Source organism: Escherichia sp. WS547 (assembly GCF_046486065.1).
Classification (GTDB): Bacteria; Pseudomonadota; Gammaproteobacteria; order Enterobacterales; family Enterobacteriaceae; genus Escherichia; species Escherichia coli.
The window spans coordinates 149,516-165,654 of the sequence record NZ_JBJQMA010000003.1 but is presented as its reverse complement, the minus strand read 5'-3'; the positions used below and the strand labels follow the sequence as shown (position 1 = coordinate 165,654).

The 16,139-nt window shown below is 50.7% G+C and carries 20 protein-coding genes; 13 read left to right on the top strand and 7 right to left on the bottom strand.

The window, feature by feature from the left end; all coding sequences use genetic code 11:
- Positions 1-154: 154 nt before the first annotated feature.
- The 11 genes from yqiM (at position 155) to ACJHWK_RS04470 (ending at position 5,744) form a co-directional block, all read left to right on the top strand.
- On the top strand, positions 155-238 hold the full coding sequence (gene yqiM, locus ACJHWK_RS04520; protein WP_212735802.1) for a hypothetical protein: 84 nt from the start codon (positions 155-157) through the stop codon (positions 236-238).
- A gap of 21 nt (positions 239-259) precedes the next feature.
- Positions 260-922 carry a DedA family general envelope maintenance protein YqjA gene (yqjA, locus tag ACJHWK_RS04515; protein ID WP_000422149.1) on the top strand — a complete coding sequence of 221 codons (663 nt, stop codon included), beginning with the start codon at positions 260-262 and terminating at the stop codon, positions 920-922.
- A 3-nt stretch (positions 923-925) separates the two neighbouring features.
- Complete coding sequence (gene mzrA, locus ACJHWK_RS04510) at positions 926-1,309, top strand: EnvZ/OmpR regulon moderator MzrA (protein WP_001166760.1); 384 nt, start codon at positions 926-928, stop codon at positions 1,307-1,309.
- A 146-nt stretch (positions 1,310-1,455) separates the two neighbouring features.
- Positions 1,456-1,824: a DUF1090 family protein YqjC gene (yqjC, locus tag ACJHWK_RS04505; RefSeq protein ID WP_001306004.1), complete on the top strand. Its 369-nt coding sequence runs from the start codon at positions 1,456-1,458 to the stop codon at positions 1,822-1,824.
- Between the two features lie 37 nt (positions 1,825-1,861).
- The gene (locus tag ACJHWK_RS04500; RefSeq protein ID WP_000031415.1) at positions 1,862-2,167 is read left to right on the top strand and encodes a YqjD family protein; all 306 of its coding nucleotides are present in this window, start codon (positions 1,862-1,864) and stop codon (positions 2,165-2,167) included.
- A gap of 2 nt (positions 2,168-2,169) precedes the next feature.
- Positions 2,170-2,574, top strand: a complete 405-nt coding sequence (locus ACJHWK_RS04495; protein ID WP_000785722.1) for a phage holin family protein — start codon at positions 2,170-2,172, stop codon at positions 2,572-2,574.
- The gene (locus tag ACJHWK_RS04490; protein ID WP_000096084.1) at positions 2,564-2,863 is read left to right on the top strand and encodes a YqjK-like family protein; all 300 of its coding nucleotides are present in this window, start codon (positions 2,564-2,566) and stop codon (positions 2,861-2,863) included. Before ACJHWK_RS04495 ends, ACJHWK_RS04490 begins: the two co-directional genes overlap by 11 nt.
- A 186-nt stretch (positions 2,864-3,049) precedes the next feature.
- Positions 3,050-3,442 (top strand): DoxX family protein, encoded by a 393-nt coding sequence (locus tag ACJHWK_RS04485; RefSeq protein WP_000732240.1) that lies wholly within the window; start codon positions 3,050-3,052, stop codon positions 3,440-3,442.
- 69 nt (positions 3,443-3,511) lie between these two features.
- On the top strand, positions 3,512-4,498 hold the full coding sequence (gene yqjG, locus ACJHWK_RS04480) for a glutathionyl-hydroquinone reductase YqjG (protein ID WP_001521372.1): 987 nt from the start codon (positions 3,512-3,514) through the stop codon (positions 4,496-4,498).
- Positions 4,499-4,780: 282 nt separating this feature from the next.
- On the top strand, positions 4,781-5,146 hold the full coding sequence (locus ACJHWK_RS04475; protein ID WP_000384145.1) for a DUF805 domain-containing protein: 366 nt from the start codon (positions 4,781-4,783) through the stop codon (positions 5,144-5,146).
- A 241-nt stretch (positions 5,147-5,387) separates the two neighbouring features.
- Positions 5,388-5,744, top strand: coding sequence for a DUF805 domain-containing protein (locus ACJHWK_RS04470; protein ID WP_001198802.1), 357 nt, complete (start codon positions 5,388-5,390; stop codon positions 5,742-5,744).
- A 50-nt stretch (positions 5,745-5,794) separates the two neighbouring features.
- Here the strand turns inward: ACJHWK_RS04470 and yhaJ are convergent, their stop codons facing one another.
- A complete protein-coding gene (gene yhaJ / locus ACJHWK_RS04465; protein ID WP_001041010.1) occupies positions 5,795-6,691 on the bottom strand; it encodes a DNA-binding transcriptional regulator YhaJ in 897 nt (298 codons plus the stop codon).
- A gap of 104 nt (positions 6,692-6,795) precedes the next feature.
- On the opposite strand from yhaJ, the gene ACJHWK_RS04460 reads away from it, so the two are divergent.
- Both ACJHWK_RS04460 and yhaL read left to right on the top strand, forming a co-directional pair.
- Positions 6,796-7,497: a pirin family protein gene (locus ACJHWK_RS04460; protein WP_020233483.1), complete on the top strand. Its 702-nt coding sequence runs from the start codon at positions 6,796-6,798 to the stop codon at positions 7,495-7,497.
- A 22-nt stretch (positions 7,498-7,519) separates the two neighbouring features.
- Positions 7,520-7,684 (top strand): protein YhaL, encoded by a 165-nt coding sequence (yhaL, locus tag ACJHWK_RS04455; RefSeq protein ID WP_001306007.1) that lies wholly within the window; start codon positions 7,520-7,522, stop codon positions 7,682-7,684.
- A 132-nt stretch (positions 7,685-7,816) separates the two neighbouring features.
- On the opposite strand, the gene cyuA is transcribed toward yhaL, so the two are convergent.
- The 6 genes from cyuA to tdcD all read right to left on the bottom strand — a co-directional run bounded on the left by cyuA (position 7,817) and on the right by tdcD (position 16,136).
- Positions 7,817-9,127: a cysteine desulfidase gene (cyuA, locus tag ACJHWK_RS04450; RefSeq protein WP_000460504.1), complete on the bottom strand. Its 1,311-nt coding sequence runs from the start codon at positions 9,125-9,127 to the stop codon at positions 7,817-7,819.
- 27 nt (positions 9,128-9,154) lie between these two features.
- Positions 9,155-10,486: a hypothetical protein gene (locus ACJHWK_RS04445; RefSeq protein ID WP_410234797.1), complete on the bottom strand. Its 1,332-nt coding sequence runs from the start codon at positions 10,484-10,486 to the stop codon at positions 9,155-9,157.
- A 274-nt stretch (positions 10,487-10,760) separates the two neighbouring features.
- Positions 10,761-12,125 carry an L-serine ammonia-lyase gene (gene tdcG, locus ACJHWK_RS04440; RefSeq protein WP_000622115.1) on the bottom strand — a complete coding sequence of 455 codons (1,365 nt, stop codon included), beginning with the start codon at positions 12,123-12,125 and terminating at the stop codon, positions 10,761-10,763.
- A gap of 71 nt (positions 12,126-12,196) precedes the next feature.
- A complete protein-coding gene (locus ACJHWK_RS04435; protein ID WP_000719990.1) occupies positions 12,197-12,586 on the bottom strand; it encodes an enamine/imine deaminase in 390 nt (129 codons plus the stop codon).
- 13 nt (positions 12,587-12,599) lie between these two features.
- Positions 12,600-14,894, bottom strand: a complete 2,295-nt coding sequence (tdcE, locus tag ACJHWK_RS04430; protein ID WP_000861720.1) for a 2-ketobutyrate formate-lyase/pyruvate formate-lyase — start codon at positions 14,892-14,894, stop codon at positions 12,600-12,602.
- A gap of 33 nt (positions 14,895-14,927) precedes the next feature.
- Positions 14,928-16,136 carry a propionate kinase gene (gene tdcD / locus ACJHWK_RS04425; protein WP_001297162.1) on the bottom strand — a complete coding sequence of 403 codons (1,209 nt, stop codon included), beginning with the start codon at positions 16,134-16,136 and terminating at the stop codon, positions 14,928-14,930.
- Positions 16,137-16,139 lie beyond the last annotated feature (3 nt).

The following is a 16,139-nucleotide window of genomic DNA, read 5'->3' as shown; positions in this document are numbered from 1 at the left end:
TCGCCACCCTCCCCTGCAATCAGCAAAATCAGACTCTACGGACATGTAATTTTGATAACGAACAACGTTGACCTTTGTTACAATTAGATTCAATTTGAATTTATGCTTTTGAATGCTTTCTTATCTCACGATTTAACAGGGAATAGTTCAGGCTGTGTTGATGTATCAAACCCGCAAAACATACCAAAACAGCAATAACATTGCGGTAGTGCATCTTTTAAAACCAGCGTGGCGTTAACCGATTCACCAGGAATAATGAATGGAACTTTTGACCCAATTGCTGCAAGCCCTGTGGGCGCAGGATTTTGAAACCCTGGCCAATCCGTCGATGATTGGCATGTTGTATTTTGTCTTGTTTGTAATTTTGTTCCTTGAAAACGGCTTGCTTCCGGCGGCCTTTTTACCGGGCGACAGTTTACTGGTGTTGGTCGGCGTATTGATTGCGAAAGGCGCGATGGGCTATCCGCAAACGATTCTGCTGCTGACCGTTGCCGCCAGCCTCGGTTGCTGGGTCAGCTATATTCAGGGGCGATGGCTGGGCAATACCCGCACAGTACAAAACTGGCTATCTCATTTACCCGCGCATTATCATCAACGCGCACACCATCTTTTTCATAAACACGGTTTATCGGCGCTGTTAATTGGTCGCTTTATTGCATTTGTCAGAACACTACTGCCGACGATTGCCGGATTATCAGGGCTGAATAACGCGCGCTTTCAGTTCTTCAACTGGATGAGCGGTCTGCTGTGGGTATTGATCCTGACAACTCTGGGTTACATGCTCGGCAAAACGCCGGTATTTTTAAAGTACGAGGACCAGCTGATGTCATGCCTGATGCTGCTCCCGGTGGTGCTGCTGGTGTTTGGCCTGGCAGGTTCTCTGGTCGTGTTATGGAAAAAGAAATATGGAAATCGGGGGTAAGGGATGCAAATACCTCGCATGTCGCTTCGCCAGCTAGCCTGGTCCGGCGCTGTTTTACTTCTGGTCGGCACACTGTTGCTGGCCTGGTCCGCGGTTCGCCAGCAAGAGTCTACGCTGGCGATTCGTGCCGTTCATCAAGGGACAACGATGCCAGACGGTTTTTCAATCTGGCATCACCTTGACGCTCACGGCATTCCTTTCAAAAGTATCACCCCCAAAAATGACACTCTGTTAATTACCTTTGACTCCAGCGACCAGAGTGCCGCCGCAAAAGCGGTCCTCGACAGAACATTGCCCCATGGCTACATCATCGCGCAGCAGGACAATAATAGTCAGGCTATGCAGTGGCTGACCCGGTTGCGGGATAACTCTCATCGCTTCGGATAACTTCCTGTTATCCGAAACATATCACTGACTTTGGTGATTTCACCGTAACTGTCTATGATTAATGAGGCGGTGGTTAACACTACCGCTTCGTTGTCTGGACAATCGTTCCTTTGTAATAGGTCCGAATCACAATGGAAGGTTCAAGAATGAAATACCGCATCGCTTTAGCTGTTTCTCTCTTTGCTCTTAGTGCCGGTAGTTATGCCACTACCCTGTGTCAGGAAAAGGAGCAAAATATCCTTAAGGAGATCAGCTATGCCGAAAAACACCAAAACCAGAATCGTATTGACGGTCTGAATAAAGCCCTGAGTGAAGTCCGGGCCAACTGTTCAGATAGCCAGCTGCGTGCCGATCATCAGAAGAAAATCGCAAAGCAGAAAGATGAGGTGGCGGAACGCCAGCAAGATTTAACCGAGGCGAAGCAAAAAGGCGATGCCGATAAGATTGCCAAACGCGAACGGAAACTGGCAGAAGCGCAGGAAGAGCTGAAAAAGCTGGAAGCGCGCGACTACTAACTCACAATAGTCACTACTTACTCACCTGGAGAAAACTATGTCGAAAGAACACACTACGGAACATCTGCGTGCTGAGTTGAAATCCCTTTCCGATACGCTGGAAGAGGTGCTTAGCTCATCTGGCGAGAAGTCGAAAGAAGAGTTGAGTAAGATTCGTAGCAAAGCGGAGCAGGCACTGAAACAGAGCCGTTATCGCCTGGGTGAAACCGGTGATGCCATCGCCAAACAAACCCGTGTCGCGGCGGCGCGTGCCGATGAGTATGTGCGTGAAAATCCATGGACGGGCGTGGGCATTGGCGCTGCAATCGGTGTAGTGCTCGGCGTTCTGCTATCGCGTCGTTAATTATGGCGGACACTCATCACGCGCAAGGGCCCGGTAAAAGCGTTCTGGGCATCGGGCAGCGAATTGTTTCCATCATGGTTGAAATGGTGGAAACACGTCTGCGGCTGGCGGTGGTGGAGCTGGAAGAGGAAAAAGCGAATCTCTTTCAACTTTTACTGATGCTGGGCCTGACGATGCTTTTCGCTGCATTTGGTCTTATGAGCCTGATGGTGCTGATTATTTGGGCGGTTGATCCGCAATATCGCCTGAATGCGATGATTGCCACCACCGTGGTGTTGCTGCTACTGGCACTGATTGGCGGTATCTGGACGTTACGTAAATCGCGTAAATCCACCTTGCTGCGCCATACACGCCATGAGCTGGCAAACGATCGGCAGCTGCTCGAGGAGGAGTCCCGTGAGCAGTAAAGTCGAACGTGAACGACGTAAGGCGCAACTGCTTAGCCAGATCCAGCAACAACGGCTGGATCTTTCTGCCAGTCGTCGTGAATGGCTGGAGGCAACAGGCGCTTACGATCGTCGCTGGAATATGCTGCTAAGTCTGCGCTCCTGGGCGCTGGTTGGCAGTAGCGTGATGGCGATCTGGACGATTCGCCATCCTAATATGCTGGTCCGCTGGGCCAGACGCGGTTTTGGCTTATGGAGCGCCTGGCGTCTGGTTAAAACGACCCTCAAGCAGCAACAGCTTCGCGGTTAATAACCTCTCTGGCCGGAGCCATTCCGGCCTTATCCCTCAAATTTTTTGAAGATTTTTGACAGTTTTCCTTGCTAACAATCATCATTCACCACGTTTATGATTCTCTCCATCGACAGCAACGACGCTAATACCGCGCCCTTGCACAAAAAAACAATCAGCAGCCTGAGTGGCGCAGTGGAGAGTATGATGAAAAAATTAGAAGATGTTGGTGTACTGGTAGCGCGCATTTTAATGCCGATTCTGTTTATTACCGCAGGCTGGGGAAAAATTACTGGCTACGCGGGTACCCAACAATATATGGAAGCGATGGGTGTCCCAGGCTTTATGCTGCCGCTGGTGATTCTGCTTGAGTTTGGTGGTGGTCTGGCAATCCTGTTCGGTTTCCTGACTCGCACCACAGCCCTGTTTACTGCGGGCTTTACGCTGCTGACGGCATTTTTATTTCACAGCAACTTTGCTGAAGGCGTCAACTCGCTGATGTTCATGAAAAACCTGACAATTTCTGGCGGATTCCTGCTGCTGGCAATTACCGGTCCGGGCGCGTATAGCATCGACCGCCTGCTGAATAAAAAGTGGTAAGCACGCGCTATACTTAACGATAAAAAACGAGGAGGAAGCTCCTCGTTTTTGCTATTGGAGGAGAGAAATATGGGTCAACTGATTGACGGCGTCTGGCATGACACCTGGTACGATACCAAATCTACCGGCGGTAAATTTCAACGTTCAGCTTCCGCATTTCGTAACTGGCTCACTGCCGATGGCGCGCCAGGCCCCACTGGCACAGGCGGTTTTATCGCAGAGAAAGATCGTTATCATCTCTATGTTTCACTCGCCTGCCCGTGGGCGCACCGCACGCTGATCATGCGTAAACTCAAAGGACTGGAACCGTTTATTTCCGTTTCCGTAGTGAACCCGCTGATGCTGGAAAACGGCTGGACCTTTGATGACAGTTTTCCGGGTGCAACCGGCGATACACTCTATCAACATGAATTTCTGTATCAGCTTTATCTCCACGCCGATCCACACTACAGCGGACGAGTTACTGTTCCCGTACTCTGGGACAAAAAGAACCACACCATCGTCAGCAACGAATCAGCGGAAATCATCCGCATGTTCAATACCGCGTTTGATGCGCTGGGCGCGAAAGCGGGTGATTACTACCCACCAGCCCTGCAAACGAAAATTGACGAACTTAACGGCTGGATTTATGACACCGTTAACAATGGCGTGTATAAAGCCGGTTTTGCCACCAGCCAGCAAGCCTACGACGAGGCGGTAGTGAAAGTGTTTGAATCGCTGGCGCGACTGGAGCAGATTTTAGGCCAGCATCGTTACCTGACCGGCAACCAGCTAACCGAAGCCGATATTCGCCTGTGGACCACGCTGGTGCGTTTTGATCCGGTGTATGTCACCCACTTCAAGTGTGATAAGCACCGCATCAGCGATTACCTGAATCTGTATGGCTTCCTGCGCGATATCTACCAGATGCCGGGGATCGCCGAAACAGTCAATTTCGATCACATCCGTAATCACTACTTCCGCAGCCATAAGACCATCAACCCTACGGGGATTATTTCAATTGGTCCGTGGCAGGATCTCGATGAACCGCATGGTCGAGATGTTCGCTTCGGTTAAAAAAAGGCACCTTACGAGGTGCCTCTGATAATTAGCTAAGTGCATGTTGTTCATGTCGGATGCGGCGTGAACGCCTTATTAAACCCACAAAACGTTTATATTCAATATGTTACAATGACCGCGTAGGCCAGATAAGCGTAGCGCATCTGGCGATTTTGCGCTTGCCCTTATCCTTCACAGCGCCTTATTAATTCATCGCGATAATATTTACTGCCATTTCATTCACGTCTATTCTTAATTTGCTGCTTTAAAAACAAGTGATTGAGCAAAATTGAGGCAAAAATGGACTGGTATCTGAAAGTACTAAAAAATTATGTCGGTTTCCGGGGTCGTGCGCGGCGCAAAGAGTACTGGATGTTTATTCTGGTCAACATCATCTTTACGTTCGTGCTGGGGCTACTGGATAAAATGTTAGGCTGGCAACGTGCCGGTGGCGAAGGCATCCTGACGACAATCTACGGTATTCTGGTGTTTTTACCATGGTGGGCAGTTCAGTTCCGCCGCCTGCACGACACCGACCGCTCGGCGTGGTGGGCACTGCTATTCTTAATCCCGTTTATCGGCTGGCTTATTATCATCGTCTTTAACTGCCAGGCGGGTACGCCAGGCGAAAACCGCTTTGGACCTGATCCAAAACTGGAACCTTAAAACAAATCTACTCGCCGGATGTCTGACTCATCCGGCTTTTATCATTATGTTGATGAATGAATAATTTACTAATGTTTATTTAAAATATTTCAATGTCGTTATATAAATTACATATAAAAAATAACCATGTATTTATCTTAAATATCAAAATCTTTATAACATCCGAAAAAGAAAGATACGAATAGCATTTACACAATACCCGGAATAAACTTTCGTCACTTTTAATTAAAGGGATGTTTTTATGCAGTGGTATTTATCCGTATTAAAAAATTATGTTGGTTTCTCTGGTCGCGCACGTCGTAAAGAGTACTGGATGTTTACTCTGATTAACGCCATCGTCGGCGCTATTATCAATGTCATTCAATTGATTTTAGGTTTAGAGTTTCCGTTCCTTTCTCTCATTTACCTGGCAGCAACAATCATTCCGGTCATTGCTCTGTGCGTTCGTCGTCTGCATGATACTGACCGTTCAGGTGCGTGGGCGCTTCTCTATCTGGTACCGATCATTGGCTGGTTAGTTCTGTTTGTATTTGCCTGTTTAGAGGGCAATTCTGGCAGCAATCGTTACGGAAACGATCCGAAGTTTGGTTCAAATTAATCTTAAAATTGGGGCGATATTTCGCCCCTTTTTATTAACAATAACAAATATTATTTTCCGCTAAAAAGTTTGGGAATTTCCCGCAGACACCAGGATTTCGCTTCCCCCATACTGTCACGACGCCAGGCCATAATAATATCGATCTCGCTAGTCGATTCTGGGCTGACGACACGCAACCGCCCTTCCGCGATATCTTTTTCGACCATCGGATACGGCATCGTCGCCACGCCAAGCCCCGCCAGTAATGCCTGACGTTTATCTTCAATCGTGCTCACCGTTAAACGCGGCTGTTTGTCCAGTAGCTGTACGGTCAATACCGGGCGCTCACGAGCGGTATCCGCCACCGCAATTCCACGATATTTCACGCGCGTCACTTCAGATAACGGTTCCGGCTCCTGATGAATCGGGTGATCAGGCGCGGCAACGTAGACGTTCATTAACGTATAGAGCTTGCGCGAGTTGATCTCCGACGAGGAACGAAAATGCATATCCGGCGCGATAACGATATCCGCCCGCCCCTGCTCCAGTCGTTCCCACGCCCCCGCCAGCACTTCGGTGATGATTGCCAGTTGGGTATTGGCTTTTGCCGCCAGTTTGTCAATTAACGGGAAAAAGGCAGGTGTCGGTACCAGCGCTTCGGTCACAATGGTGAGATGCGTTTCCCAACCGCGCGCGAGAGCTTCCGCATCGGTAGTCAGTTTATCTGCGGCTTCCAGCAAAACGCGCCCTCGCTCCAGCAACATCCTCCCGACATTGGTGAATTTGGTGCGATGGCCCGAGCGGTCAAACAGCACCACATCAAGCTCTTCTTCCAGTTTTTGCATGGTGTAGCTAAGTGCGGAAGGCACGCGTCCCAGCTCATCCGCCGCCGCCGCAAAACTGCCCCGGCGATCGATCGCATCCATAACCCGTAGTGCTTCCAGCGTTAATGCCCTTTCTTTGGCCATTTCGTTCTCATTCAGGAAATTTGAACATACCGGGCAGAATATCTGGCTAACAATGTAGCGTCCAGCCCCTTACCATAAAAGGAAGTAAAGAGAGGTCAAGAATTATGATTACTACCCGAACTGCCAGGCAGTGTGGACAAGCAGACTACGGATGGTTGCAGGCCCGGTATACTTTTTCCTTTGGACACTACTTCGACCCGAAATTGTTAGGCTATGCCTCCCTGCGCGTGCTTAACCAGGAAGTGCTGGCCCCAGGTGCCGCCTTTCAGCCGCGAACCTATCCCAAAGTCGATATTTTAAATGTGATTCTGGATGGAGAAGCTGAGTATCGCGACAGCGAAGGCAATCATGTTCAGACCAGCACTGGTGAGGTGTTGCTGCTCTCTACCCAGCCGGGTGTCAGCTATAGCGAACACAATCTCAGCAAAGACAAACCGTTAACGCGAATGCAGCTTTGGCTGGATGCCTGCCCACAACGAGAGAATCCGCTGATTCAAAAACTGGCGCTTAATATGAGCAAGCAGCAATTAATCGCCTCGCCAGAAGGTGGGATGGGAAGCCTGCAATTGCGCCAGCAAGTGTGGCTGCACCATATCGTGCTCGACAAAGGCGAAAGTGCGAATTTCCAGTTGCATGGGCCACGCGCGTATTTGCAATCGATTCACGGGAAATTTCATGCGCTTACGCATTATGAAGAGAAAGCGGCGCTGACCTGCGGTGATGGGGCGTTTATTCGTGACGAGGCTAACATTACGCTGGTTGCCGATTCCCCACTGCGCGCTTTGCTGATAGATTTGCCTGTCTAGTTGTTTTTACAGGGAGATGATGATGAGTAAAAAATCGGCCAAAAAGCGTCAGCCAGTGAAGCCCGTGGTGGCGAAAGAACCTGCTCGCACCGCCAATAATTTTGGCTATGAAGAGATGTTGAGCGAGCTGGAAGCCATCGTCGCGGATGCTGAAACGCGTTTAGCCGAGGATGAAGCTACCGCGTAAAGACAGGTGCCGGATGCGGCGTAAACGCCTTATCCGGCCTACAAAACCCAACAACATCAACAAATTGTGCAATTCGTAGGCCGGATAAGATGCGCCAGCATCGCATCCGGCACGATACCCAAAACCTGGCGTTTATCTGGCCTTGCTCGCCATAATCTCGATAATCTGCCGATCCGTTTGCTGCATCGAATGGCTTGCTAACGCACACAGGTTGGCAATCGACTGCTCAACATCATGCGCCACAATCCCTTCATTGCCGGTCACTGCGGTATCATCCAGCGCCATTAACACCGCTTTCCACGCAGCCGAAGCACTGGTCGAAACCTTCATCGCGCAGCTGTTCGACGCTCCATCGCAAATCATGCCGCTGACATCGCCGATCATACTGCTGATCGCCATCGAAATGGTTTCATAACGCCCATCCACCAGCCATGCCATCCCGGCGGCGGCCCCCATTGCTGCGGTCGTTGCGGCACAAAGCGCAGACAAACGCGGTAACTGGTTATGGATGTAAATCGCGCTCAAATGCGAAAGCATCAGCGCACGCGCCAGCCGTTCATCATCGGCCCCGAAGTGTTCTGCTACCACCACCACAGGCATTGTTGCAGTGATCCCCTGGTTACCCGAGCCTGAATTACTCATCGCCGGAAGCGTAGCACCGCCCATACGCGCATCGGATGCCGCGCTGGTACGAATCACAATGGATGAAGAGAGATCTTTCGCCAGCAAACCGCGCGCGCACTGTTTTTCCAGCGTCGCACCAATATGCAGCCCCCAGTTACCGCTCAAACCTTCCTGCGATAACGCACAATTTAACTTCGCAGAATCGAGAATAAAGCGGATCGCCGCAAACGGGACTTCATTGACGAACTTCAGGATCTCAGCCAGCGTCGTCCTGGAAAGCACCGTCAGCGGCGACTCTTGCTCGCCCTCTGTCACACACGCCTGCTGGGTAAACACCACACCATTGTGCGTCTCAATATGCACAATGTTGGTATGCCCGCCGACAATGGTGACACACGCCCACTTCTCACCGTTCCAGACTTTGGCGCGTGAGAAGAGGATTTCATCGCAAGGTTCCTGGATCTTAACTGAGACTTTCCCCGCCGCCAGCAGTGCTTTGGCATCGGCAATTGCCTGCGCAGTTGCATCTTTCAGCACTTCCAGCCCGGCGTTAGCATTTCCACCTAACGCTCCCAGCGCCGCCGCAATCGGCAGCCCCACCATTCCCGTGCCGGGAACGGTGACGCCCAGACCGTTCTTCATCAGATTTGGCGAAACCCAGGCTTCTACACGTTCAACCGGACCTTCCAGTTCTGCCGCAGCAACCGCCGCCGCCAGCGCCAGTGAAATCGGTTCAGTACACCCCAGCGCCGGTTTTACCTCCTCCTGAACGGCGAGGATGTAACGCTGCCATAACGGATTTAAAGTCGAATCAAACATATTAAAAACCTTAAAATTTCAGGTAAATCAAGAAAATGCCAGGAACGGAGAAACACAAAGCAACAAACCAGTGACGATAATCAGGTACAGAGACATCCCTTTGTATTTGTGCAATGCCGGTACTTTGTAAACCAGCCACGCCGGGATCAGGCACCCTACCATGCCGAAAATCGGGCTACAGATAGAGGTGAAGCTCAACACCGGGGCGTTCAGTACGATGGCGCTCCAGGCCAGCAAAATGGCGAAAATCATGATGCCGCGCTGAACGAGATTTTCGTTAATCTTCTCGGCAGGTATCTTGCGACGCAGGATGTTCATTACGATCCCTTGCGTTGCTTCGCGAAAGCCTAAATAGACGCCAAAGAATGCAGTCATGACAGCAAAGATATTGAGAATGACGCTGACCACTTTCACCCACGCTGCGCCGTCACCGCTAATAAACTGTGCGGCAATCGCCAACGCGGAAATATTCTGCTCGTAGGCTTTTACCGCTTCGTCATGTCCCATCGCCAGCGTGAACGACACGGCGTAGAAAAAGACGGTGACAAACAAAATGCCAAACGCGATATTCATTGCCCGCAATGCTTTATGCCGCGCCACTTCAATTGATTTTTCCCGCGAGCGATAAGAGATCACCATCGGGCTTAACGTCTGGATAAACAGAATCGACGTCAGGGTAAACGGCAGCGTAATAATGGCGTTTTTCACCAGCAGCCCCAGCGGCGGTAGCGAACCGACGTTATACAGATGCCACATTCCCACCATCGACACGCCCAGCGCCGCGACCACCAGCAGCTTGGTCAGCACCATGCCGGTCGAAATTTTAAATAACAATTTCTCGCCGCGTGAGGAGATCGCCACCAGAATGCAAATCAGTACCAGACCATAAAAGGGACTGTCTGACAGCAACCCTTCCGTCACGCCGAAGGTATGCAGGTAGGAAGCACTATCGTTGGTGATGGCGGTGGAATAGACGAACATCCAAATCACCAGCATTACGAAATAGAGCGCACCTAACAGGATGCCCCAGTTTTTACCTAAATAACCGCTAATGACACTCGGGTAATCTTTACATTCTGGTGATTCTGCCAGCGTATTAATAAACAATCGCTGAAACAGATACATTGCCGGGTAACCAATCACCGATGAGAGCAAAAATACCCACAATCCCATCAAACCGACCTGCTCCGGGAGAAAAACAATCCCCGCGCCAATCGCCATCCCGATACTCATAATCACCCAGCCGGTGTCAGTACTGTCGAATTTGATCGCTTCTCGCCACTCGCTCTCACTCATTCCAGCACGACCCGCCGGGGTCGAAGCGTCTGCAATGACGCCTTTATTCGATGCAATTTCCATAATTTCTCGCTCAATATTTTGTAGGGCTTATTATTTTTTTCCGAGCCGCATCAAGGCGATATGCGGTCTACGTTTTTGCAGGCGAGTTATTAGAATAAAGAAATGATACGCGCGAGGTCAGAGAAAATCTTCACAATCAAGACTTTGAAATAACGGAGATGGATAAGAATTTTCTACTAAATTAATCACAAGAGAATATTCATTCTCTATTTGCGGCAGATCACAAAAAAAAGGTGCACATTTGTGCACCCAAGGATGAAAGCTGACAGTAATGTCAGCCGCAGACCACTTTAATGGCCAGTCCTCCGCGTGATGTTTCGCGGTATTTATCGTTCATATCTTTGCCGGTTTCATACATCGTCTCGATCACTTTATCGAGTGAAACACGTGGTGCCGAGGTGCGGCGCATCGCCATCCGTGCGGCATTTACTGCTTTCACGGCATTAATGGCATTACGTTCAATGCACGGGATTTGTACCTGTCCGGCAACCGGATCGCAGGTCAGCCCAAGGTTATGCTCCATCGCGATTTCCGCCGCATTGCATACCTGCGCCGGACTGCCGCCCAGTAGTTCAGTTAACCCTGCCGCCGCCATTGAACAGGCCACGCCAATCTCCCCCTGACAGCCGACTTCCGCGCCAGAGATGGAGGCGTTCATTTTATACAGCGCGCCAATAGCTCCCGCGGCCAGAAAATAGCGGGCAATTGACCGCTCGTTTACCGGACGACGGAACTTATCGTAATAAGCCAGCACTGCCGGAATAATGCCGCACGCACCGTTAGTCGGTGCCGTTACCACACGCCCGCCAGCTGCGTTTTCTTCACTAACCGCCAGCGCGTACATATTGATCCAGTCGATGACATTCATCGGATCGTTAGAGATGTTATCGCTGGAAACCAGCTGACGACGCAGCGCTACGGCACGACGCGGCACATTGAGCGGACCAGGCAGCACGCCTTCAGTGTTCATCCCGCGTTCAATACCGTCATGCATCACTTGCCAGATACGGGCAAACCCTGCGTCAATTTCCGCTTTGCTGCGCAGCGCCAGCTCGTTGTGCATCATCAGACCAGATATAGACAGGCCGTTGTAATCACACATTTTCAGCAGTTCACCTGCTGAGTGGAAATCGTAAGGTACGGACGTTTCGACATCGTGCGACAGGCCGAAGTGTTCTTCTTCGACAATAAACCCGCCGCCGACAGAGTAATAGGTTTTACTTAATAGCGCTTCCTGTCCCTTCCAGGCAGTGATCCGCATTCCGTTCTCATGGCGAGGCAACATTTCGGGATGGAAGATAATGTTCTTTGCTACAGGAAAATCAACAATATGCGCACCAGATGCCACTGGCAGCCGCCCGCTGCGCGTTACTAACTCTATAAATGCAGGGATCTCATCAATGACAACATCCTGCGGACTGTTTCCTGCCAGTCCCATGATGATGGCGACATCCGTGGCATGGCCTTTGCCCGTCAGTGACAACGACCCGTACAGATCGACCACAATATGGCTCGTCGCGGTTAATAAGCCGCTACTTTCCAGCCGATCAATAAAACTTTTTCCGGCATTCATTGGCCCCACGGTATGCGAACTGGAGGGACCAATCCCAATTTTGAAAATATCGAATGCACTAATCATATCCACACCCTCGGATTGCCGTTCAGTGAAGTGGAGCGGAACGACCTTGCGACCGTCCCGCTCACGAGGCTTTACGCACTACGTACTGCGATGGCTTCAATTTCCAGCTTCACATCTTTCGGCAAACGCGCGACCTGTACACAGCTCCGGGTCGGGTAGGTCGCCTGATGCTCATCGAAGAACTGCTTATAGACTTCGTTGATGGTGGCAAAATCATTCAGATCGGTGATGAACACGGTCATCTTGATGATATCGCCCACGCTCAGCCCGGCAGCAACCACGATCGCTTTGACGTTTTCGAGGCTTAAACGCGCCTGATCTTGCACATCAGCCGGGATCTCACCGGTCTGTGGGCAAACCGGAATTTGCCCGGAGGTGAAGACCATGCTGCCTAAATCAACGCCCTGAACATAAGGGCCGATTGCGCCTGGGGCACGTTGCGTTTCGATAATCTTTTTCATACATCCTCCGGCGTCAGAGCGCCTGGGTAAAAGTACGTGAAATAACATCCTGTTGCTGTTCACGGGTCAGTGCGTTGAAGCGCACGGCGTAGCCAGAGACACGGATTGTCAGGTTAGGATATTTTTCCGGGTGCTCGATGGCATCCAGCAGCATTTCCCTATTCATTACGTTGACGTTGAGGTGTTGACCGCCTTCGACATCCGCTTCGTGGTGGAAATACCCATCCAGCAGGCCGACAAGGTTGGTTTTACGTACTGGATCTTCTTTGCCCAGCGCCGCAGGCACGATCGAGAAGGTGTACGAGATCCCGTCTTTGGCGTAGGTGAACGGCAGTTTCGCCACCGACGTCAGCGAGGCTACCGCACCTTTGCGGTCACGACCGTGCATCGGGTTAGCGCCCGGCGCGAACGGTGTTCCGGCGCGACGACCGTCCGGCGTATTACCGGTTTTCTGGCCGTACACCACGTTAGAAGTGATAGTCAGAATCGACTGGGTAGGGACGGCGTTGCGATAGGTTGGCAGCGCTTTAATTTTCTTCATAAAGCGTTCAACCAGATCGCAGGCAATGCTGTCTACGCGCTCGTCGTTGTTACCGTACTGCGGATATTCGCCGTCGATTTCAAAGTCCACCGCCAGGCCGTTTTCGTCACGGATTGGTTTCACGCGGGCATATTTGATGGCAGACAGGGAGTCCGTCGCCACCGACAGGCCCGCGATGCCGCATGCCATAGTGCGATAGACATCACGATCGTGCAGCGCCATCAGCGAAGCTTCGTAGCTGTACTTGTCGTGCATGTAGTGAATGATATTCAGCGCACTGATGTACTGCACCGCCAGCCAGTCCATGAAGTGATCGAGACTGTCCATCACTTTGTCGTAATCCAGCACGTCGTCCATCAGCGGTGCCGTTTTCGGACCGACCTGAATCTTCAGCTTCTCATCCACCCCGCCGTTAATTGCGTACAGCAGCGTTTTCGCCAGGTTAGCGCGTGCACCAAAGAACTGCATTTGCTTACCAATCACCATTGGGCTGACGCAGCAGGCAATCGCGTAATCGTCGCTGTTGAAGTCAGTACGCATCAGATCGTCGTTTTCATACTGCAAGGAAGAGGTGACGATCGACACCTGCGCGGCATATTTTTTGAAGGCAATCGGTAATTCTTCCGACCAAAGAATGGTCAGGTTAGGTTCCGGTGCCGGCCCCATAGTGTGCAGGGTGTGCAAATAGCGGAAGGAGTTTTTGGTCACCAGCGTACGACCGTCCAGCCCCATCCCGCCGATCACTTCCGTCGCCCAGATTGGGTCGCCGGAGAACAGCGAATCAAATTCCGGTGTACGCAGGAAGCGTACCATACGGATCTTCATGATGAAGTGATCGATCAGTTCCTGTGCCTGCTGCTCATTGAGTACGCCAGCTTTAAAGTCGCGCTCAATGTAGATATCGAGGAACGATGCCGTGCGCCCCAGCGACATCGCGCCGCCATTTTGCGATTTCACTGCCGCCAGATAAGCGAAGTAGAGCCACTGCACCGCTTCCTGCGCATTCTGCGCCGGGCGAGAGATATCAAAGCCATATTTCGCCGCCATTTCCTGAATCTGCAACAGCGCATGACGATGCTCTGCCAGCTCCTCACGCAGACGGATAGTGGCTTCCAGATCCTCGCCTTTTTCCAGACGGGACTGGAGATCGGCAAATTGCAGTTCGCGTTCACGTACCAGATAACGAATGCCATACAGCGCCACGCGGCGGTAGTCACCAATAATGCGCCCACGGCCATAACCATCTGGCAAACCGGTCAGTACGCCAGATTTACGGCAGCGCAGCATATCCGGTGAGTAAACATCAAATACGCCCTGATTATGGGTTTTACGCAGATCGGTAAACAGATATTCAAATTCACTGTCCATTTCACGGCCATAGGCGTGGAATGAACTTTTAATCATATTAATGCCACCGAACGGATGCAGCGCACGCTTTAATGGCGCATCCGTTTGCAGGCCCACTATTTTTTCCAGCGGCTGGTTAATATATCCCGCATCATGAGCGGTAATGGTGGTAGCAATATTAGTATCGAAATCAACCGGCGCGTGGGTTGCGTTTTCGATACGAATGCCTTCCATCACCTTTTCCCACAATTCCGTGGTGGCTGGCGTCGCTTCGGCGAGAAAAGATTCATCACCTTCATACGGTGTATAGTTATGTTGAATAAAATCGCGGACATTAATTTCGTTTTTCCAGTCCGTACCTTTAAAGCCAAGCCATGCGTCGGCGTACAGCTTATCGCTGGTATCAATATCTACCTTCATGAAAAATAATCTCTCTACAATACTTCAACTAAATTATGCAAATTCTGCGGGCGCGTTCACTTTGCCTAAATGAATGGCATCCAAAGCAATCATTTTTTCTTCGTTGGTTGGGATAACGGCGCAAATGACACGCGCATTTTCACTGGAAACAATTCGCTCTCCACAGGAGTTAGAGCGATTATTCATTTCTGTATCAATCTCTACGCCTAATACAGCCAAATGTTCCATGACCAGACGACGAATTAAACTTGAATTTTCTCCTATTCCGCCGGTGAATATAATTCCATCCAGGCGACGTAATGAGGCTGCGTGTCCGGCAATATGACGGGCAATTCGGTGAACAAAGGTTTTAATTGCCAGTTGCGCGCGTTCGTGACCTTCATGCCAGGCTTTTTCCAGAACACGTAAATCCGAAGAAAGACCGGAAATACCTAATAATCCCGACTCTTTATTCACTACGCGTTCCAGGTCACCCAGGCTCTGGTTGGTTTGGCTGGCGACCCAGGACATCGCCCCGAAGTCGACATCACCACTGCGGGTACCCATCATCAAGCCTTCCAGCGGCGTCATTCCCATTGAGGTATCAACACTCTGACCGTTGCGAACTGCGCAGATTGACGCGCCATTGCCAAGATGCGCCACAACCAGGCCGGAGTCATCTTCCGCCAGATTCAGCAAAGAATGCGCGCGCTGGGAAACATAGCGGTGCGACGTGCCGTGGAAACCATAACGGCGTACACCTAACTCTTCATAATATTTCCACGGCAGGCCGTATAAATAAGCTTCCGGAGCCATCGTCTGGTGGAAACTGGTATCAAATACCGCTACCTGAGTTACGCCAGGAAATAATTGCTGCGCCGATTCAATACCACTTAAATTGGCGTAATTATGCAGGGGTGCCAGTGGAGAAACGCGACGGATATTATCAATGACTTCATCGGTAATAATGGCGGACTCGGTAAAAATACTGCCGCCGTGAGCGATGCGGTGGCCAATTAAGGCCACACTGTCATTTAAATTCCGTTTTTCCAGTTCAAATGCAATTGCCTTCAATGCACCTTCGTAGCTGTGGTGAGCCAGCGGTGCTGGCTCTCCCCCATTTACGGATAAGAATGCATTTTCCGAGTTAATACCGTCGGCAATACCTGACATTAATACTTCACAGTCGCTAGCATCGAGCACGGAGAACTTAATCGAAGACGAACCACAGTTAATAACCAAAACAACCGGAAATTCATTCATCTC